At 72.1% G+C, this 17,262-nt stretch carries 13 protein-coding genes and 2 pseudogenes; 6 read left to right on the top strand and 9 right to left on the bottom strand.

Features of this window, described 5'->3' with window-relative positions:
- Positions 1-30 precede the first annotated feature (30 nt).
- Positions 31-1,161, top strand: a pseudogene (locus OG900_01940) (universal stress protein).
- A 76-nt stretch (positions 1,162-1,237) separates the two neighbouring features.
- Here the strand turns inward: OG900_01940 and OG900_01935 are convergent.
- Positions 1,238-1,780: a DUF1707 domain-containing protein gene (locus OG900_01935; GenBank protein WUH89012.1), complete on the bottom strand. Its 543-nt coding sequence runs from the start codon at positions 1,778-1,780 to the stop codon at positions 1,238-1,240.
- Positions 1,781-1,942: 162 nt separating this feature from the next.
- Between OG900_01935 and OG900_01930 the strand changes: the two genes are divergently transcribed.
- Entirely contained in the window at positions 1,943-2,833 is an 891-nt protein-coding gene (locus OG900_01930; protein WUH89011.1) for a helix-turn-helix transcriptional regulator, read from the top strand.
- Positions 2,834-2,909: 76 nt separating this feature from the next.
- Here the strand turns inward: OG900_01930 and OG900_01925 are convergent, their stop codons facing one another.
- The 7 genes and pseudogenes from OG900_01925 to OG900_01895 all read right to left on the bottom strand — a co-directional run bounded on the left by OG900_01925 (position 2,910) and on the right by OG900_01895 (position 11,173).
- Complete coding sequence (locus OG900_01925) at positions 2,910-3,848, bottom strand: ABC transporter substrate-binding protein (GenBank protein WUH95584.1); 939 nt, start codon at positions 3,846-3,848, stop codon at positions 2,910-2,912.
- Positions 3,849-4,069: 221 nt separating this feature from the next.
- Positions 4,070-4,738 (bottom strand): ABC transporter permease, encoded by a 669-nt coding sequence (locus OG900_01920; GenBank protein ID WUH89010.1) that lies wholly within the window; start codon positions 4,736-4,738, stop codon positions 4,070-4,072.
- Positions 4,735-5,460 (bottom strand): ABC transporter permease, encoded by a 726-nt coding sequence (locus OG900_01915; GenBank protein WUH89009.1) that lies wholly within the window; start codon positions 5,458-5,460, stop codon positions 4,735-4,737. Before OG900_01915 ends, OG900_01920 begins: the two co-directional genes overlap by 4 nt.
- Positions 5,457-6,620: an ABC transporter ATP-binding protein gene (locus tag OG900_01910; GenBank protein ID WUH89008.1), complete on the bottom strand. Its 1,164-nt coding sequence runs from the start codon at positions 6,618-6,620 to the stop codon at positions 5,457-5,459. Before OG900_01910 ends, OG900_01915 begins: the two co-directional genes overlap by 4 nt.
- A gap of 108 nt (positions 6,621-6,728) precedes the next feature.
- On the bottom strand, positions 6,729-8,267 hold the full coding sequence (locus OG900_01905) for an MFS transporter (protein WUH95583.1): 1,539 nt from the start codon (positions 8,265-8,267) through the stop codon (positions 6,729-6,731).
- Positions 8,268-8,648: 381 nt separating this feature from the next.
- A pseudogene (locus OG900_01900) lies at positions 8,649-9,822 on the bottom strand (glycoside hydrolase family 71/99-like protein).
- A gap of 463 nt (positions 9,823-10,285) precedes the next feature.
- Positions 10,286-11,173 (bottom strand): aldo/keto reductase, encoded by an 888-nt coding sequence (locus OG900_01895; protein WUH89007.1) that lies wholly within the window; start codon positions 11,171-11,173, stop codon positions 10,286-10,288.
- Between the two features lie 208 nt (positions 11,174-11,381).
- Here OG900_01895 and OG900_01890 point away from each other — a divergent pair, with 208 nt between their 5' ends.
- The 4 genes from OG900_01890 to OG900_01875 all read left to right on the top strand — a co-directional run bounded on the left by OG900_01890 (position 11,382) and on the right by OG900_01875 (position 15,808).
- The gene (locus tag OG900_01890; GenBank protein ID WUH89006.1) at positions 11,382-12,524 is read left to right on the top strand and encodes a serine/threonine-protein phosphatase; all 1,143 of its coding nucleotides are present in this window, start codon (positions 11,382-11,384) and stop codon (positions 12,522-12,524) included.
- A 166-nt stretch (positions 12,525-12,690) separates the two neighbouring features.
- Positions 12,691-13,524, top strand: a complete 834-nt coding sequence (locus tag OG900_01885) for a slipin family protein (protein ID WUH89005.1) — start codon at positions 12,691-12,693, stop codon at positions 13,522-13,524.
- A 24-nt stretch (positions 13,525-13,548) separates the two neighbouring features.
- Entirely contained in the window at positions 13,549-14,274 is a 726-nt protein-coding gene (locus OG900_01880) for a class I SAM-dependent methyltransferase (GenBank protein WUH89004.1), read from the top strand.
- Between the two features lie 157 nt (positions 14,275-14,431).
- A complete protein-coding gene (locus OG900_01875; GenBank protein ID WUH89003.1) occupies positions 14,432-15,808 on the top strand; it encodes an SMI1/KNR4 family protein in 1,377 nt (458 codons plus the stop codon).
- Positions 15,809-15,850: 42 nt separating this feature from the next.
- Here OG900_01875 and pntB read toward each other — a convergent pair whose 3' ends face one another.
- Complete coding sequence (pntB, locus tag OG900_01870; GenBank protein ID WUH89002.1) at positions 15,851-17,257, bottom strand: Re/Si-specific NAD(P)(+) transhydrogenase subunit beta; 1,407 nt, start codon at positions 17,255-17,257, stop codon at positions 15,851-15,853.
- Positions 17,258-17,262: the final 5 nt, after the last annotated feature.

Below are 17,262 nucleotides of genomic sequence, written 5' to 3'. Positions count from 1 at the left end.
GGGCGCCGCGAGCGCCGGGTGTGGACGATGATGGAAGGGGGGCCGGCTCGCCGGGAAGGAGTGGCCGTGCGCGGCATGCTGCGGGTCTACCTCGGGGCGGCACCCGGCGTGGGCAAGACATACGACATGCTCTGCGAGGGCCACCGCCGCGCCGACCGCGACACCGACGTGGTCATCGCCTTCGTCGAGGACTACGGAAGGGCCCTGACCCGCGCCATGGCCGAGGGCCTGGAGGCGGTGCCGCGCCGGACGATGACCTACCGCGACTGCACCTTCACCGAGATGGACCTCGACGCCGTCCTCGCCCGCCACCCGCAGGTGGCCCTGGTCGACGAGCTGGCCCACACCAACATCCCCGGCAGCCGCCACGCCAAGCGCTGGCAGGACGTGGCGGAGCTGCTGGCCGCCGGGATCGACGTGATCTCCACCGTCAACATCCAGCACCTGGAGTCGCTCAACGACGTCGTACGCAACATCACCGGCGTCACCCAGCACGAGACCGTCCCCGACGACGTGGTCCGCGGCGCCGACCAGATCGAGCTGGTCGACATGTCCGCGGAGGCGCTGCGCCGCCGGATGTCCCACGGCAACATCTACGCGCCCGACAAGGTCCAGGCCGCCCTGTCGAACTACTTCCGGGCCGGAAACCTCAGCGCCCTGCGCGAGATCGCCCTGCTGTGGGCGGCCGACCGCGTCGAGGAGGCGGTGCTGCGCTACCGCGGCGACCACGGCATCCGGCAGACCTGGTCGACCCGTGAGCGCGTCCTGGTCGCGCTGTCCGGCGGCCCCGAGGGCGACACGCTCATCCGGCGCGGCAAACGCGCCGCGTCACGCGGCGCGGGCGGCGAGCTGCTCGCCGTGCACGCCGAACGCGACGACGGGTCTGGACCGGCCACGTCGCCCTTCCTGGCCCGCCAGCGCGAGCTGGTCGAGGAGCTGGGCGGCGTCTACCACATCGTCACCGGCGACGACCCCGCCCGCACCGTCCTCGACTTCGCCCGCGACGCCAACGCCAGCCACATCCTGATCGGCGCCACCCGGCGCGGCCGGCTCAAGAGGCTGTTCTCCCGCGGCTTCGGCGAGACCCTCATCGAGGGCTCCGGCGAGGACATCGACGTCTACGTCGTCACCCACGCGGAGGCCGCCCACGGCCGCCTGCTGCACCGCCGCAAGGAGCCGGCCGAGGAGGAGCCGCCCAGCCCCTGCTGACGGCTGTGCCGGACCGGCCCGGCCCCCGTCAGCGCTGGTGGCGGATCTTCAGCCGGCCGAAGCCCATGCGGCCGGTGAGGCGGACCTGGAGCCCGCCCGCGGAGCCGCCGCGGCGGGGAACCTTGTGCACCGGCTGCTTCCACTCGCAGGCCAGGCCGTCGATGTCGACCGTGGCGTCACGCGGCAGCAGGAGCTTGGCCGAGCCGTAGTCCAGCTGCAGTTCGATGTCGATCACCGGGTGCCCGACGGCGGCCCGAGCAAGGTCGAGCTCGACGCTGCCGTATTCGCTGGTGATCCGCAGCGTGCGCGGCGCCCGCCACCCGGCACCCCGGCTGATACGGCCGTTCCTGGCCGTGATCTCCAGGCTCGTGTCGGCGGGCCCGGCGGGCAGCCGCTCAAGCACCGGCGCCAACTCGCCCCGGGTCCGCGCCGCCAGGGCGGTCGTCAGCCCCTGGTCCATCTCCTCGTGCGTGAGATGCCCCTCGGCGAAGGCGTCCTGGAGCCGCCGTACCGCGGTGTCCCGCTCCTCCTGGGTCAGCTGCGGCGGAAGTTCCCTCGGTGTCGACGTCACCAGGTCAATGTACCGCCGGGCAGCGGGAATCGGCCGGCCGGTCGCCCACCGCAGCCCCTCCGCGTCGCGGGGCGTCGCGGCAGTCGCGGCAACGGCCGGACGGACCTGCCGCACCCCGGCAGGGTGCGGCAGAGCGGGCCGGCCCCGGCGACACTGGACGGTATGAACGCACACGGGCAGCTCGCCGACTTCCTCCAGGCCCGCAGGGGCCGGCTGAGTCCCGCCGACGTCGGCCTGCCGACCTACGGCGACCGGCGGCGCGTGCCCGGCCTGCGCAGGGAGGAACTGGCCCTGCTCGCCGGCGTCAGCGCGCCCTACTACGCGCGTCTCGAACAGGGCCAGTCGCACAATGCCTCGCCCGAGATCCTGGACGCCCTCGCGACCGCGCTGCGGCTCGACGACTCGGAGCGGGCCCATCTGCACCTGCTGGCCGAGCTTCCCCGCAGGCGCCGGACGCCGCGGCCCAGGCCCGAGCGGATGTCCGCCGCGACCCGGGCACTGCTCACCGCGCTCGGCGACACCCCGGCCCTGGTGCTGGGCCGCCGCACCGATGTGCTCGCCTGGAACCGCACCGGGCACGCCCTCCTCGCCGGCCACCTCGACTCCGCCGCCCCCGAGACGCCCGCGACGCGCCCGAACATGGCACGGCTGGTCTTCCTCGACGCGCACACCCGGGACCTCTACACCCGCTGGGAGGACAAGGCGAAGGCCGTGGTCGGCGGGCTCCGGCAGACCGCGGCCGGATACCCGGACGACCCGGAGACGGCCGCGCTGATCGGCGAGCTGGCCATGCGCAGCCCCGACTTCGCCCGCTGGTGGGCCGACCACCGCGTCGTACCGTGCGACACGGCCGACTACGAGCTGCGCCACCCTCTGGTGGGCCCGCTGACGCTGACCCAGCAGACCTTGCAGAGCCCGGCGGGCCAGGGGCCGCGACTGGTCGTCGCGACGGCGGAGGCGGGCAGCGCCGCCGAGGCCGCGCTGGCGCTGCTCACCCATACGCTCGGCACCGTCACCACGCCCGCCCCGCCGCCCCGAGCGACGGCCCGCTGACCGCCCGCGACGCGGCCCGCTCAGCACCGCGCCGGGCCGGTCCTCGCGGACCGGCCCGGCGCGAAGGGGGCGGGAATCAGCTCAGGCCGACCGACTTCAGCCAGGCCTGGGCGACGTCCAGCGGGTCCTTCTTCTGGTTCTGCACCTGGTCGTCCAGGTCGAGCAGTGCCTTGGTGTCGAGCTTCGCCGACACCGCGTTCAGCGCGGCCACGCCCGCGGGCGACAGGCCGGTCTTGGAGACCATGGGCTGGACGTTCGCGAAGCCGAACAGCTTCTTCGGGTCCAGCAGGACCACGAACTTCTCCCGCGCCACCGACGCGTCGGTGCTGAAGACGTCAGCGGCCTGGACGTCGTTGTTCTTCAGCGCCGCGACCGTCAGCGGGCCGCCCGCGTCGAGCGGCTTGAACGACTTGGGGACCAGGCCGTACTGGGACTTCAGGCCGAGCAGGCCCTGCTGCCGGGTCTGGAACTCCGGGGAGCCGCCGACGGTGATCTGGGAACCGACCTTCGCCAGGTCGGCGATGGTGGACTCGGCCGTCAGGTGGTATTTCGCGGCGGTCGCCGCGTTGACCGTCACGGAGTCCTTGTCCTCGGCCGCCGCGGGGTCGAGCATCGTCAGCTTCGGGTCCAGCTTCGCCTCGATCGCCGCCGTGGCGGCCTCCACCGTGGTCGGCGCCGCGGACTTGTCGAGGTAGGCCAGGAGCGAGCCGTTGTACTCCGGCAGCACCGTCACCGAGCCGTTCTTGACCAGTCCGTAGGTGACCTCCCGGGTGCCGATGTTCGGCTTGTAGTCGACCTTGACGCCCTTGGCCTTGAGCGCCTCGCCGTAGACGTCCATGAGCAGGACGCTCTCGGCGAAGTTGTTGGAGCCGACGACGACGGTGTCGCCTGCTGCCGGCGGTGCCGCCAGTGGGTCCTTGGGTTTGCCGCCGCCGTCCGAGGACGAGTCCGACGAGGAGTCGGAGGATGACGAACAGCCCGCGAGCAGCGCCGCGGCCGTGGCGGCGGCGATCATTATCGCCGTCACGCTGAGGTGTCGAGGGCCGGTGGTGCTCTTCGTGTGTGAAATCACGATTCCCGCTTCCGGGGCTGAGGGTTCGGATGGCGTTCAGTTGACATCGAAACGTCGGTTCCGTACTTCAACTGATCCAAGCCAGCGGGCTCAAACCGAGTCAAGGCCAGCATGGTCACTGATAGGTATCGATACACGGTGTTCACAAACCAGGGGTTCGCCGATCAACGGCCGCCCCGCACCCCGGGGGAGACGGCCAGCCGCCCGACCAGCCAGAAGAGTGCGATCATGGCGAGCGCCAGACCCGCGATCAGCGTCGCGCCGCCCACCACGATCTCGTAGTTGCGCTGGTAGAGCCCGTCGACGACGAACCGTCCGAGACCGCCGAGCGAGACGGTCGCGGCGATGGCGGTGGTGGAGACGACCTGGATCGCCGCGGACCGCAGCCCGCTGAGGATCAGCGGCAGCGCGACCGGCAGTTCGACCTGGAAGAGCACCGCGACCGGCCCCATGCCCATCCCGCGGGCCGCGTCGACCGGCGAGGGCTCGACGGTGCGCATCGCCTCGTAGGAATTCACCAGGATCGGCGGTACGGCCAGGGCGACCAGCGGGATCATCACCGGCGTGAGCCCGATGCCCAGCCAGAAGAACATCAGCACCAGCAGCCCGTAACTCGGCAGTGCGCGGGCCGCGGTGGCGATCAGCGCCAGCGCGTTGCCGCCGCGGCCGGTGTGGCCGGTGATCAGGCCCACCGGCAGGGCGATGCCCGCCGCGATGCCCAGCGCCATGAAGGAATACTGCAGGTGTTCCAGCAGCCGGTGCGGGATGCCGGTCTGGCCGTGCCAGTGCGCGCTGTCCCGGAAGAAGTCGCTGATGAACTGCAAGATGCTCATACGGTGGTGTCCTCCAGGGCGGGCCGGGCCGTGGGCTCGACCGCCGCGGTGCGTGCCGCGCGGCGGGCCGCCCGGTCGCTGCGCGGCATCCACGGGGTCAGCGCCATCCGCAGCAGCACCAGCGCGATGTCCAGCAGGATCGCGAGCGCGGCGGTGGTGACCACCGAGTTCACCGCGAGGTTGGAGCGGTGGTAGAGGATGGCGTCCTGGAGCAGGTTGCCCAGCGCCCCCTGGTTGCCGATCAGCGCCCCGATGCTGACCAGCGAGATGCTGGACGCCACGGCGACCCGCAGCCCGGCGATGATCGCCGGGACCGCGATGGGCAGCTGGATCTTCAGATAGCGCTGTACGGGTCCGAAGCCCATGGCGGTGGCCGCCGACAGGGTCTCCTGCGGCACCGATCTGACGCCGTCGACGATGGCCGGGACCAGCAGCACCAGGCTGTAGACGGTCAGCGGGATCATCACCGTGGTGCGGGTCGCCCCGGTGTAGTCGATGAGGAAGATGAAGAAGGCCAGCGACGGGATCGCGTACAGCACGGTGGTGACCCACAGCACCGGTGCGTACAGCCAGGAGAAGCGCACGCACAACTGGCCGAGCGGCAGCGCGATCGCCAGCCCGATCGCGACCGGGATCAGCGCCTCCTCGATGTGCACGCCGATCAGGCCGAGGTAGGAGCTCTGCAGGTCGCTGGGTATGTCGAAGAAGCCGGCGCCGCTCATGTGGCCGCCCCGGCCTTGGTGAAGGCGTCCCGGTCGGTGTCGCCGCCCTGGTGCCCCGCGTGTGCGCTGCGGATGGCGGCGCCGATCGTCTCCTGGGAGACCACCCCGACCGCCTTCCCCTCGCCGTCCACCGCGACGGCCCACCCGGTGGGGGAGAGCACCGCGCAGTCCAGCGCGTCCCGCAGCGACTCGCGCCCGGCCGCGAACGGCCGCCCGAAGGGCAGCAGCCGGCCCACCGCGACCTTGTCGGCGCCGCCCGCCGCGTCCTGCGGCGCCACCCAGCCGAGCGGCTTGCCCTCGGCGTCGGTGAGCAGCAGATACGGCGCCCCGGCCGCGGCGCCGCGCGCCACCTGCTCGGCGTCGGCGTCCACCGCGACGATGGGGCCCTTGTCCAGTTCCAGGCCGTCGGAGGAGAAGAACGACAGCCGCCTGATGCCGCGGTCCGTGCCGAGGAAGTCCTCGACGAAGGCGTCGGCGGGGGAGCTGAGCAGCTCGGCGGGCGGTGCGAACTGGGCCAGCCGGCCGCCGGTCCGCATCACCGCGATCATGTCGCCGATCCTGATGGCCTCGTCGATGTCATGCGTGACGAAGACGATCGTCTTGCCCAGTTCCTGCTGGATACGCAGGAGCTCGGCCTGCAGGCTCTTGCGGACGATGGGGTCGACCGCCGAGAAGGGCTCGTCCATCAGCAGCACCGGCGGGTCGGCCGCCAGCGCCCTGGCCACCCCGACGCGCTGTTGCTGCCCGCCGGAGAGCTGGTAGGGGTAGCGCCTGGCCAGTGTCTCGTCCAGGCCGACGCGCGCCATCAGCTCCCTGGCGCGCTCGCGGGCCTTGCGGCGGTCCCAGCCGAGCATCCGCGGCACCGTCGCGATGTTGTCCACGATGGTGCGGTGCTGGAAGAGGCCGGCGTTCTGGATGACGTAGCCCATCGACCGGCGCAGCGCGTTGACCGGCTGCCCGGTGATGTCGGAGCCGTCCAGCAGGATGCGGCCCGACGTCGGCTCGACCATCCGGTTGACCATGCGCAAAGTGGTGGTCTTCCCGCATCCCGACGGTCCTACCAGCACGGTGATCGAGCCGTCCGGTATCTCCAGCGACAGGTCGTCGACCGCTGTCGTGCCGTCCGGGTATCGCTTCGTAACTGACTCTATCTGTATCAAAGTGCCGAATACCCCTCGGGATCGGGCATGGACGGCCTGTCTCCGGTCACCTCGAACAGGCCGGTGCCAGGAGAGTTTAGACCGCGGGCTCGGCGCGCGGTCGGCGCGTCACCTCGGCGGCGGCTCCGACCGCCCGCCGGCGGCGCCCTTCGCGGCGGCGCCGTCGCCCCCGTCCGCGGCCTCGGACAGCTCGGGCTGCAGCCCTGCCTGAAGGCCCAGGAAGGCCACCACCGCGGCGGCCGCCATGATCCCGGCCATGCAGTAGAGCACCGTCCGGGTGGACTCGGCGAAGTCCGTCCGGACGAAGGACGGGACCGAACCGCCGCCGCCCTGCGCGGTGGAGTGCGCCTGCGAGATCGACCTGGCCTGGTCGGCGGCCTGGGAGGCGGGCACGCCGCGGGCGGTCAGCGACTGCCGCAGGTGGTTGCGGAATTCGGTGACCGAGACGGTGCCGAGCACCGCGAGCCCCAGCGAGGCCGCGTAGTTGCGTACGGTCTGCGTGATGCCGGTGGCCTCGCCGTACGACAGCCGGGAGGCGCGGTTGACCGCGTCGGTGCTGGCCGGGCTGAGCATCATGCCCATCCCGGCGCCGGCCAGGACCACCGCCCAGGTCTGGTCGGAGAAGTCCAGGCCGGTCACCTTGCCCGCCCACAGGTAGAAGCCCACCGCGGAGGCCGCGCAGCCGAGCACCACCGGGCGCTTGGCGCCGCCCCTGTCCAGCATCCGGCCGCCGAGCTGCGAGGCGATGATGAAGCCGAGGAAGAAGTAGAGCAGGTACTGGCCCGCCTGCGAAGCGGACTTGCCGAGCGCGATCTGCGCGTATTCGCTGACGAAGAAGAAGACCGGGATGAAGGTCAGCATGGCGATGCCGAGCACGGCGTTCTCGAAGCGGAAGGCCCTGACGCGGAAGATCCGCACCTGCATCAGCGGATCCGGTGTGCGCAGTTCGACCAGCACGAAGGCGACGAGCAGCAGCACACCGGCGCCGATCGTCAGGCCGATGACCGGGTTGCCCCAGCCCCACAGCTCGGCCTGCTGGAAGCCGAACACGCTGAGCGTCACACCGGCCGCGATCAGCGCCAGGCCGCGGTAGTCCATCGGCGCCGGACGGTGCTCGGTGACCGGCTCGGACTTCGCGATCAGCACCAGGGCGATCGCGGCGACGGGGAGGTTCACCCAGAAGATCGCCCGCCAGGTCCACTCGGTGAGATAGCCGCCCAGGATCGGCCCGATCGCGGTGAGCCCGCCCGCGATGCCGAAGAAGAGGGCCAGCGCCCTGCCGCGCTCCCGCAGCGCGAAGGTCTGCACGACGATGCCGAGCGCGGCGGGGAACATGATGGCGCCGCCCGCGCCCTGCACCGCCCGGAAGACCACGATCCAGGCCTGCGCCGCACCGCCCTTCGGGGTCAGCCCGCACAGCAGCGAGGAGCCCGCGAAGATCAGCACCCCGAGCACCACCACCTTGCGGTGCCCCACGGTGTCGGCCAGCCGCCCGCCGTAGGCGAACAGCGCGGCCAGCGTCAGCAGATAGGCGTTGACCGCCCACTGCACACCGGTGTTGGACAGCCCCAGCTCGCTCTGGATGTCTGGCACCGCGATCGACACGATGGTCTGGTCGATGAAGGTCATCGCGACCGCGAAGATCATTGCCGCGAGTACGAGATTCCGCGACCCCGCAGCCGGCTTCGCAGTGGCGGTCATGGCTCTCCTCGGCCGGCGGCGGCATGCTCCCGCCACCGGGCGCGCGGGCATGATTGCCACCACGTTCGGCCAGCGGCGGGCCCTGCGCCACACGACGTGCGGGCGGGTCACCCGGATGGCGCGTCCAGGTGTCCCGCCCGCCTGCCTTGCCACCCGTGGGGGGTTTGTCAGCCGGTGATGAGGTCGAAGTGTTCCCAGCCGCCGATGGTGGGGCGGTTGGCGATGAGTGCGGCTGCTCCGGCGTTTTCTGCGGTGACGTACCGGTTGTTGGCGCGGGCGCGCAGGCTCACCACGCTGGTGGTGGGTCCCGCCGGGTGATCCGGTGGTGGGTTTGGTGGGGCGGGTGGCGGTGAGGGCGATCTGGCCTTTGAGCAGGCGGCCGCCGTCGCCGGTGAGGCGGAGGTAGTAGTCGGCGGAGCAGGCGGTGCCGTCCTCGTCGAGGGCGAGGAGGCCGGAGTCGGTGGGCGTCCAGGCCTGGGTCTCGGCGGTCTTGGCGATCTGGTTGCCCTCGTTGTACTCGTCGAACATGGAGATGTAGATGCCCTGCACGCCGGCCCTGGCCATGTTGTAGAACTGCCGCCACATGAAGTCGCCGTGGGAGCGCTGGCGCAGGTTGAGGGTGCCGGGCAGGACGCAGGGCTGGTAGTCGATGCCGTGGGCGGCGCACTCGGCCATGTCGGGCACGGTGGCCACGTTGTGGAAGTTGTCGGCGTCGGCGGCGCTGCCGATCCGGCCGACCATCCACGGGCTGATCATGTGGAAGGCGTGGTAGACGTCGGAGAACCCGGCGCGCGAGTCCCGGTCGCCGGTACGCCACCAGGTCGGCACCCCGCCGATCACGTAACACCCCTGGTCCTTGAACCAGTTGACGACGTCCAGGCACGCGGCGGCGCTGAAGGGCCGCTGGTTGTCGGCGAAGCCGAAGCCCCAGATGCACACGACCGGCCTGCCGTTCTGCACCGCGTACGCCGACGACGCGGTGTACGCCTTCATCTTGTTCGTCCAGTCGGCCTTGATGTCCGACTGCATGGTCGTCCAGTCCGACACGTCGTACATGATGTAGAACTTCCGCCCGTGCGACTCCGCGGCACTGCGCACCTTCACCGCCATCGCGTCCCGGGTCGGACCCTCCCCGCCGGTGGGGTTGAAGCGCTGGAGCGCCGCGGTGTCGATGTTGTTCTGCTGCAGCCACAGGAAGTGCGTGTCGACCGTCTGCTGGTCGTACGACGAGAACAGCTTCGCCGGCTGCCCGTTCCCCAGCGCCGCATACCCCGTCCGATACGTCTTCGCGTAATCCCGCACATCCGGCCACGCCACGATCGTGGTGTTCGACGGCGACGGCGCCTGCCCGGCGTTGGCACTCCAGTGCCACCACGCGTCAATGGGCGCACCATCACCAATACACGCAAACCCACCCCTGATACCCGACGGTGACCTTGTCGACCACGTCTCCCGGTCCGCTGGCCGGCGACGCGGAATGCGCGGCGCCCAGCGTGCCCAGGGCCGCGGCGGCGGCCCCGCCTGCTGGAACGTACGACGCGAAACTGGCATGGCTGTCTCCGCACGGCGGCGCACGGCGCGGTCGGCCGGGCGCGCCGGTGGACTGAGCGCACGGAGACCTGCTGCTTCAAGCTTCAACTTCAACAGGTGAACCCAGTGCCCCGCGCGCGGCCGTGGCGGGGTATGGCCACGGCCGCGGTGGAATCCGCTTGTTTCGGGCTGACTTGCGGTGGGGGAAGGTGCGCGCAGTCCCATGACACGCACCACGCTGAGCACTTCCGAAAGCGCGGTTTCAGGTACGCAGGGATTCAACTGCTGAAACAAACATCCCGTCAAGAGTCCAGACCAGATCGGCGAATTGTCCGCAAAGCGCAGCATTCACGGGACGTCCGAGGTCATTGCACCGGGCGCAACAACGGCGAGAGATCGGATGAGTCCATTCACGACTTGTCGGACCGGGCGGGTCAAGCAGCGTTCAGGAGCGCCATCTCCTCCTCGGTGAGCCGCAGCGCGCCCGCAGCCACGTTCTCGGCGAGGTGGCCGGGGTCGCCGGTGCCCGGAATGGCCAGCACGTGCGGGCCCTGCCCGAGCGTCCAGGCCAGCCTCACCTGCGCCTGCGACACCCCGTGCGCGCGGGCGACCGCCGTGAGCTGCTCGCTGCTGTCGCCGGTCGCGCCGACCTCCCGGCCCTTGCCCGCGATGGAGTAGAACGGCACGAAGGCGATGCCCAGTTCGCCGCACTCCCGCAGCAGGTCCGCGCTGCGCTGCCGGTCGTCGAGGCCGAACAGGTTCTGCACGCACACCACCGGCGCCACCGCCCGCGCGTCGGCGAGCTGCTCGCTGGTGACGTTCGAGACGCCCAGATGGCGTATCAGCCCCGCCGCCTGCAGCTCCGCCAGTGCGCCGAAGTGCTCGGCGAGCGCCACCGAGGGCAGGACCCGCAGGTTGACCAGGTCCAGATGGTCGCGGCCGAGCTGCCGCAGATTCTCCTCGACCTGGCCGCGCAGCTGGTCGGGCCTGGCCAGCGGCAGCCACTGGCCCGACGGGTCGCGGCCGGGGCCGACCTTGGTGGCGATCACCAGGTCGTCGGGATAGGGCGCCAGCGCCCGGCCGATCAGCTCGTTCGCCGAGCGGAGCGAGGAGAAGTAGAAGGCGGCGGTGTCGATGTGGTTGACGCCCAGCTCGACCGCCCGCCGCAGCACCCCGAGCGCCTGCTCGCGGTCACTGGGCACGCCGAGGTCGAAGGCGGCACTTCCTGTCAGGCGCATGGCGCCGAAGCCGATACGGTGCACCGTCAGATCGCCGAGCTGCCGGGTGCCGGCAGCCGCGGCGGTGATGGTCCGTGAGGCCATGGATGATCGATTCCTCTCGTTGCGGAGACCGGAGTATCACCCGCCGGCCGCCACGCCGGGAATGCCCTGCTGGACGGGCAATTGTCACAGCGGAAACGGGAACGATGCGGCGCCGCCGGGAGTTGGATCATCACCGGACAGCGCGGCGGGGCCCCGCGTCGGCGGCAGCGCCGAATTTCCGGTTCGCCCCGATACGCTCGGCGATGTGATGACGATCGAGCAGCGCAGGCGCCGCCGCCCGGCCCCCGGCCGGACGGGCCGGGCCAGTGCGGCGCCGATCCTGCTGACGGTGGTGATCGGCGTGGCGTCCATGGCCACGCCCAGGGACGTCGCCGTCAGCCGGCTGCTGCCCGCCGCACCCGCGCTCGCCGCCTCGATGTGGTCGGTCGGCGCGACCGTGGGCCTCGGGACACTGACCCTCGTCGCGGTCGTCGCCCTCGAACTCGTCTACCACGGGTCGGCCGGCTACTTCACCGGCGCCGCCATCGCCGCCGTCACCGCGGCGGCCGGCTACGCCAGCCACATCAGGCTGCAGCGCGAACGCGCGCTGCTCCAGGTCCGCTCGGTCGCCGACGCCGCCCAGTCGGTGGTCCTGCGGCCGATCCCGCGGCGGATCGGCGGGATGTCCATCGAGACGCTCTACGTGGCCGCCGCCGCGCAGGCCAGGATCGGCGGCGACCTCTACGAGGCGGTCGACACCCCGTACGGCGTCCGGCTGCTGATCGGCGACGTCCGCGGCAAGGGCCTGTCCGCGGTCGGGGTGGCCGGCGCGGTCGTCAACTCCTTCCGCGAGGCCGCCTACGACGAGCCCGACCTCGCCGCGCTCGCCTGCCGGCTGGACACCAGCATGGTCCGCTACAGCGCCTCCTTCCCGACCGACGAGTCCGCCGAGCGGTTCGCCACCGCGCTGCTCGCCCAGATCCCGCACGGCGGCGGCGAGGCGGGCCTGGTCAACTGCGGCCACCCCGCGCCGCTGCTGATGCGCGGCGCGGACGTCAGCGCGCTGGAGCCGACCGCCGCCTCGCCGCCGCTGAACATGGCGGGACTGCTCGGCGGCGGCTACACCGTCGACACGGTGCCGCTGGTCCCCGGCGACCAACTGCTGCTCTACACCGACGGCGTCACCGAGACCCGCGACCGCGCCGGCGTCTTCTTCCCGCTGCAGACCTGGCTGCGCGGGCAGGAAGCGGTCACACCGCGCCGCCTGCTCGACCTGCTGCACGACCAGCTGCTGCGTTACAGCGGCGGCGGACTCGACGACGACATCGCGGCACTGGTCGTCCGGGTGGAGGCCGCAGGCGGCGACCAGGACGAGGCCGGGCCCTACGGCTGCTCCGCGTCGCCGGCGTGACCGTACGGCCGGCCCGTCCCGGTTGCGCAGCGTGAGGGTCGGCGACACCGCGCCGCGGCTGCGACCAGCGCCGCGGCCCCCCGGCCGGCAGCGCGGACCGCCGTGCGCGCGGTCCGGGCGATCGCGAGGGATGCTGGAGGGGAGCCGACATCGGGAGGCGCAGGCCATGCCGAATCTGGGAGTCGCCGTCGTCCGGCAGTACGAGCGCGGGGTCGTGTTCCGTCTCGGGCGGCTGCGCGGGGTACGAAAGCCGGGCATCCACTTCATGATCCCGTTCTCCGACCGGATGTGGAAGGTGAGCCTGCGCACGGTCACCATGCCCGTCCCGTCACAGCAGGTGATCACCCAGGACAACGTGTCGATCGGCGTGGCCGCGGTGGCGTACTTCCGCCGGGTGGACTCGGTGAAGGCCATCGTGGAGATCGAGAACGTCGACCAGGCGGTCGGCCAGATCGCCCAGACCACGGTCCGCAACATCGTCGGCCGCTCGATGCTCGACCAGGTGCTCACCGACACCCAGACGCTCAACCTGGCGATCCGCGAGATCCTGGACAACATCACCGAGCAGTGGGGCGTGCAGGTCTTCCTGGTCGAGCTGAAGGACATCCAGCTGCCCACCAGCATGCAGCGGGCGATGGCCCGCCAGGCGGAAGCCGAGCGGGAGAAGCGCGCCAAGATCATCGCGGCGGAGGGCGAGGCCCTGAGCGCCGGGCGCCTCGCGGAGGCCGCCGACGTCATCGCCGACCACCCGATCGCCCTCCAGCTGCGCAATCTGCAGATCCTGGCCGAGATCGCCGCCGAGAAGAACAGCACCATCGTCTTCCCGGCCCAGCTGCTCGACAGCGCGAAAGCCGTCACCCAGTTCGTCGAAGACCAGCACCACCCCGGCCCCGCCGACCGCGGCAACCCCCTGCCGCCCCTCGAACCGCCCACCGGCCCGCACGCGGTCGACAGCGCCCCCGACCCGGACTCCCCACCGGAGATCGACGCGGGGGAGTGACGCTCCGGCGGTATCTTCGCCGCCATGACCGAGGAGCTGTACGGCCACCCGCGACTGGCCGCGATCTACGACGCGCTCGACCCCGACCGCGGCGACCTGGACCCCTACCTGGCGCTGGCCGCGGAGGTCGGCGCCGAGCAGGTACTGGACATCGGCTGCGGCACCGGTGTCCTCGCGCTGCTGCTCGCCGACCGCGGGATCGGCGTCGTCGGCGTCGACCCCGCCCGCGCCTCGATCGAGGTGGCACGGGCCAAACCGGGCGCCGACCGCGTGCGCTGGATCCACGGCGACGCCGCCGCGCTGCCGCCGGTCCGGGCCGACCTCGCCACCATGACCGGCAATGTCGCCCAGGCCGTCGCCGCCCCCGGCACCTGGCAGCGGACCCTCGCCGGCGCCCACCGGGCGCTGCGCCCCGGCGGGCACCTGGTCCTCGAATCCCGCGATCCGGCCCGGCGCGCGTGGGAGACCTGGAATCGCGCCGCCTCCTACCGCGTCACGCACATCCCCGGCGTCGGCGAGGTGCGCACCTGGCACGACCTGATCGAGGTCGACCTGCCGCTGGTGACCTTCCGCGGGACGTACGTCTTCGGCGCCGACGGGCAGACGCTGACCTCCGAGTCGACCCTGCGCTTCCGCGAGCGCGCGGAGATCGAGGCGGACCTCGCCGCGCAGGGTTTCGCCGTACGGGAGGTGCGCGACGCGCCGGACCGGCCGGGCAAGGAATTCGTCTTCGTGGCGCAGCGGCCGTAGCCCCCGGCGGTGACGGCGGGATAGCGGCGGCGGGGCGGTGCCGGGCGGCCGGTGGCCGGCGCCGGGTGTTCGGCGGAGCGGTGCCGGTCCGCCGGCGGCTCGGTGATAATCGAGCCCGCCGTGCCCGCTGTGTACGCCCACCCGCTGGAGGCCGTCCGTGTCCTCGCTCCACGACTTCACCACCTGGGAGCCGCTGCTGCGGGTGCTGCGGGCGGACAACGCGGACGCGCTCGCCGCGCCCGGCGGCCAGGTGGCGGGGCAGATCGGGCGGGGCGGCTGGAGCCTGCCGACCCGGCCGCGGCGGCCGCGCCCCGGGCAGGCGCTCCAGGTCGGCGACATGCCCGAGTTCGACGCGGTGGAGCCGATCCGCGCCGCCCTCGCGGAGGACGGCACCGACCACGTCTCCTTCACCGTCGGCATCTCCCCGGACGGGTCGGCCGTGCTCGACGTGTTCTGGCCCAGCCCCGCCGTGGAGCCCGGCATCGGCAACGCGTATCCGGGGTCGATGACCCTGGTCGAGGGCGCGCTCCCCGAGCCCTGGCGCCGCCTGCCCGTGCCGGTGCCCGGCGCGACGCCCGCCGCCTCGGCCGATCCCGCGCTGCTGGAGCGGACGCTGCGCGCACGTATCCCCGAAGCGGTCGGCGCCACCGACGCGGAGATGGCCGACGCGGAGAAACGCCTCGGCGTCGCACTGCCGGCCGAACTGGCGGCGCTCTACCGGGTGACCCGGGCGCGGTGGCAGGACCGGGCCGGCCACGAGGCGGCGGAAGCCTTCGCCGACGCGGTCGGCTGCGAGCTGTTCCCGCTGGACGGGCTGTACGTCGCCGACGCGTCGTCCCGCCCGTCCCGGTGGGAGTTCGCGGCGATGGAGGCCGCGGTCACCGCGCCCGACGCCGCGGTGCAGGCACTGGCCGGCTCACCCGGCTGGATCGCCTTCGGCGACAACGGCGGCGGCGACCGGCTCGCGGTCGACCTGACACCCGGTCCGGGTGGCCACATCGGGCAGGTCGTCGTCATCCCGCACGAGGACAACCTCGGCGCCTGCCTGCTGGCCGACTCGCTCACCGACCTGGTCGTGAACCTGCCCACCGCATGGGGGTCCGGCACCGACGCGCACGGCGCCCCCGCCGTCGCCCGGGTCAATGCCGGTTCGCTGCGCAGCGTCGAGGCGGCCGTCCACCCGGACCTGGAGGTGCTGAGCGTCGGCGTGTGGGACGACGCTCCGGTCAGCCTCGCCCCCGTCGTCGGACTGCCCCGGCTCAGGACGCTGGCCGCCTACCCCGGCACGCTCGCCGACCCGCTGGAGATCGCCGCGCTGACCGGCCTGGAGTTCCTGGAACTCGGCCCGGAGGACTGGCGCGTGCTGCTCGACGCCGGGGCGGTCCCGCGCTCCCTGTCCGCCGCGTCCGTCGAGGTCCACGGCGGGCGGCCGCTCCTGCCCGTCGTGGACCTCGTCAACGAGATCCTCGCCCTGTGGGACCGCCCGCCGATCCCCCGCACCACCCTCACCGGCGGCCTCGGCCCGCTCGCGTAGCCGGCGGGCGGCGGCAGCGCCCGCCGCCCGCCGGGTCCCGGCTCACAGCGCCCGCAGGATGTCCTCCACCCGGTCCTTGGCGTCACCGAACAGCATCTGGCTGTTCTCCCGGAAGAACAGCGGGTTCTGCACCCCGGCGTAACCGGGGTTCATCGACCGCTTGAAGACGATGACGCTCTCCGCCTCCCACACCCGCAGCACCGGCATGCCCGCGATCGGGCTGCCCGGGTCGTCGATCGCGGCCGGGTTGACCGTGTCGTTGGCCCCGATGACCAGCACCACCGTGGTCGCGGCGAGGTCGTCGTTGATCTCATCCATCTCCAGGACGATGTCGTACGGCACCTTCGCCTCGGCCAGCAGCACGTTCATGTGGCCGGGCAGCCGCCCCGCCACCGGGTGGATGCCGAACCGCACGTCCACCCCGCGCTCGCGCAGCTTGCGGGTCAGGTCGGCCACCGGATACTGCGCCTGCGCCACCGCCATGCCGTAGCCGGGGGTGATGACCACCGAGGTGGCGTCCCGCAGCAGCTTCGCGGTGTCCTCGGCGTTGATCTCCCGGTGGTCGCCGTATTCCGTGGTGTCGGCCGGGCCGGTCTCCACGCCGAAGCCGCCGGCGATCACCGAGAGGAACGACCGGTTCATCGCGGTGCACATGATGTACGACAGATAGGCACCCGAGGAGCCGACCAGCGCGCCGGTCACGATCAGCAGGTTGTTGTCGAGCAGGAAGCCCGACGCGGCCGCCGCCCACCCCGAGTAGCTGTTCAGCATCGAGACGACCACCGGCATGTCGCCACCGCCGATGGACGCCACCAGATGCAGGCCGAGCGCGAGCGCCACCGCGGTCACCGCGATCAGCAGCCACAGGTGCGGCGACACGACGAAGGCCACGGTCAGCCCCACGAAGGCGGCCAGGCCGCCCAGGTTGATCGCGTTGCGGCCCGGCAGCATCAGCGGGCTCGACTTGATCCGCGCCGACAACTTGAGGAAGGCGATGATCGAACCGGTGAAGGTCACCGCCCCGATGAAGACGCCGATGAAGACCTCGGCGTGGTGGATGCGCAGCAGGTCGGCGGCGATCTCGTGCTGCGCGGCGCCCTTGGCCTCGACGTCGAGGTAGCCGTCCCAGCCGACGAGCACCGCGGCCAGGCCGACGAAGCTGTGGAGTATCGCGATGAGTTCCGGCATGCCGGTCATCTCGACCCGGCGGGCCCGCCACAGGCCGATGCCGGCGCCGAGGACCATGGCCAGCGCCAGCAGCCCGATCCCGGTCGCCGCGATGCTGCGGGACGCCAGGCCGATGGTGGCCACCAGCGCGATGGCCATACCGCCGATGCCGTACGCCACCCCGGAGCGCGACGTCTCGTGCCGGGACAGCCCGGCGAGGCTGAGGATGAACAGCAGGGCGGCGACAACGTAGGCCGCCTGTGCGGCAGTCGATGCAGTCATGGCCG

The sequence above is a fragment of the Streptomyces sp. NBC_00433 genome (assembly GCA_036015235.1).
Taxonomy (GTDB): Bacteria; Actinomycetota; Actinomycetes; order Streptomycetales; family Streptomycetaceae; genus Actinacidiphila.
This window is presented reverse-complemented; position numbering and strand designations above follow the sequence as displayed.

What these genes read in the sequence shown, in the direction of transcription:
- OG900_01925 (WUH95584.1), bottom strand. Translation starts at nt 3,848, where the DNA reads ATGATCGCCGCCGCCACGGCCGCGGCGCTGCTCGCGGGCTGTTCGTCA.
- OG900_01915 (WUH89009.1), bottom strand. Translation starts at nt 5,460, where the DNA reads ATGAGCGGCGCCGGCTTCTTCGACATACCCAGCGACCTGCAGAGCTCC.
- OG900_01895 (WUH89007.1), bottom strand. Translation starts at nt 11,173, where the DNA reads ATGGCCTCACGGACCATCACCGCCGCGGCTGCCGGCACCCGGCAGCTC.
- OG900_01885 (WUH89005.1), top strand. Translation starts at nt 12,691, where the DNA reads ATGCCGAATCTGGGAGTCGCCGTCGTCCGGCAGTACGAGCGCGGGGTC.
- OG900_01880 (WUH89004.1), top strand. Translation starts at nt 13,549, where the DNA reads ATGACCGAGGAGCTGTACGGCCACCCGCGACTGGCCGCGATCTACGAC.
- OG900_01890 (WUH89006.1), top strand. Translation starts at nt 11,382, where the DNA reads ATGACGATCGAGCAGCGCAGGCGCCGCCGCCCGGCCCCCGGCCGGACG.
- pntB (WUH89002.1), bottom strand. Translation starts at nt 17,257, where the DNA reads ATGACTGCATCGACTGCCGCACAGGCGGCCTACGTTGTCGCCGCCCTG.
- OG900_01920 (WUH89010.1), bottom strand. Translation starts at nt 4,738, where the DNA reads ATGAGCATCTTGCAGTTCATCAGCGACTTCTTCCGGGACAGCGCGCAC.
- OG900_01930 (WUH89011.1), top strand. Translation starts at nt 1,943, where the DNA reads ATGAACGCACACGGGCAGCTCGCCGACTTCCTCCAGGCCCGCAGGGGC.
- OG900_01905 (WUH95583.1), bottom strand. Translation starts at nt 8,267, where the DNA reads ATGATCTTCGCGGTCGCGATGACCTTCATCGACCAGACCATCGTGTCG.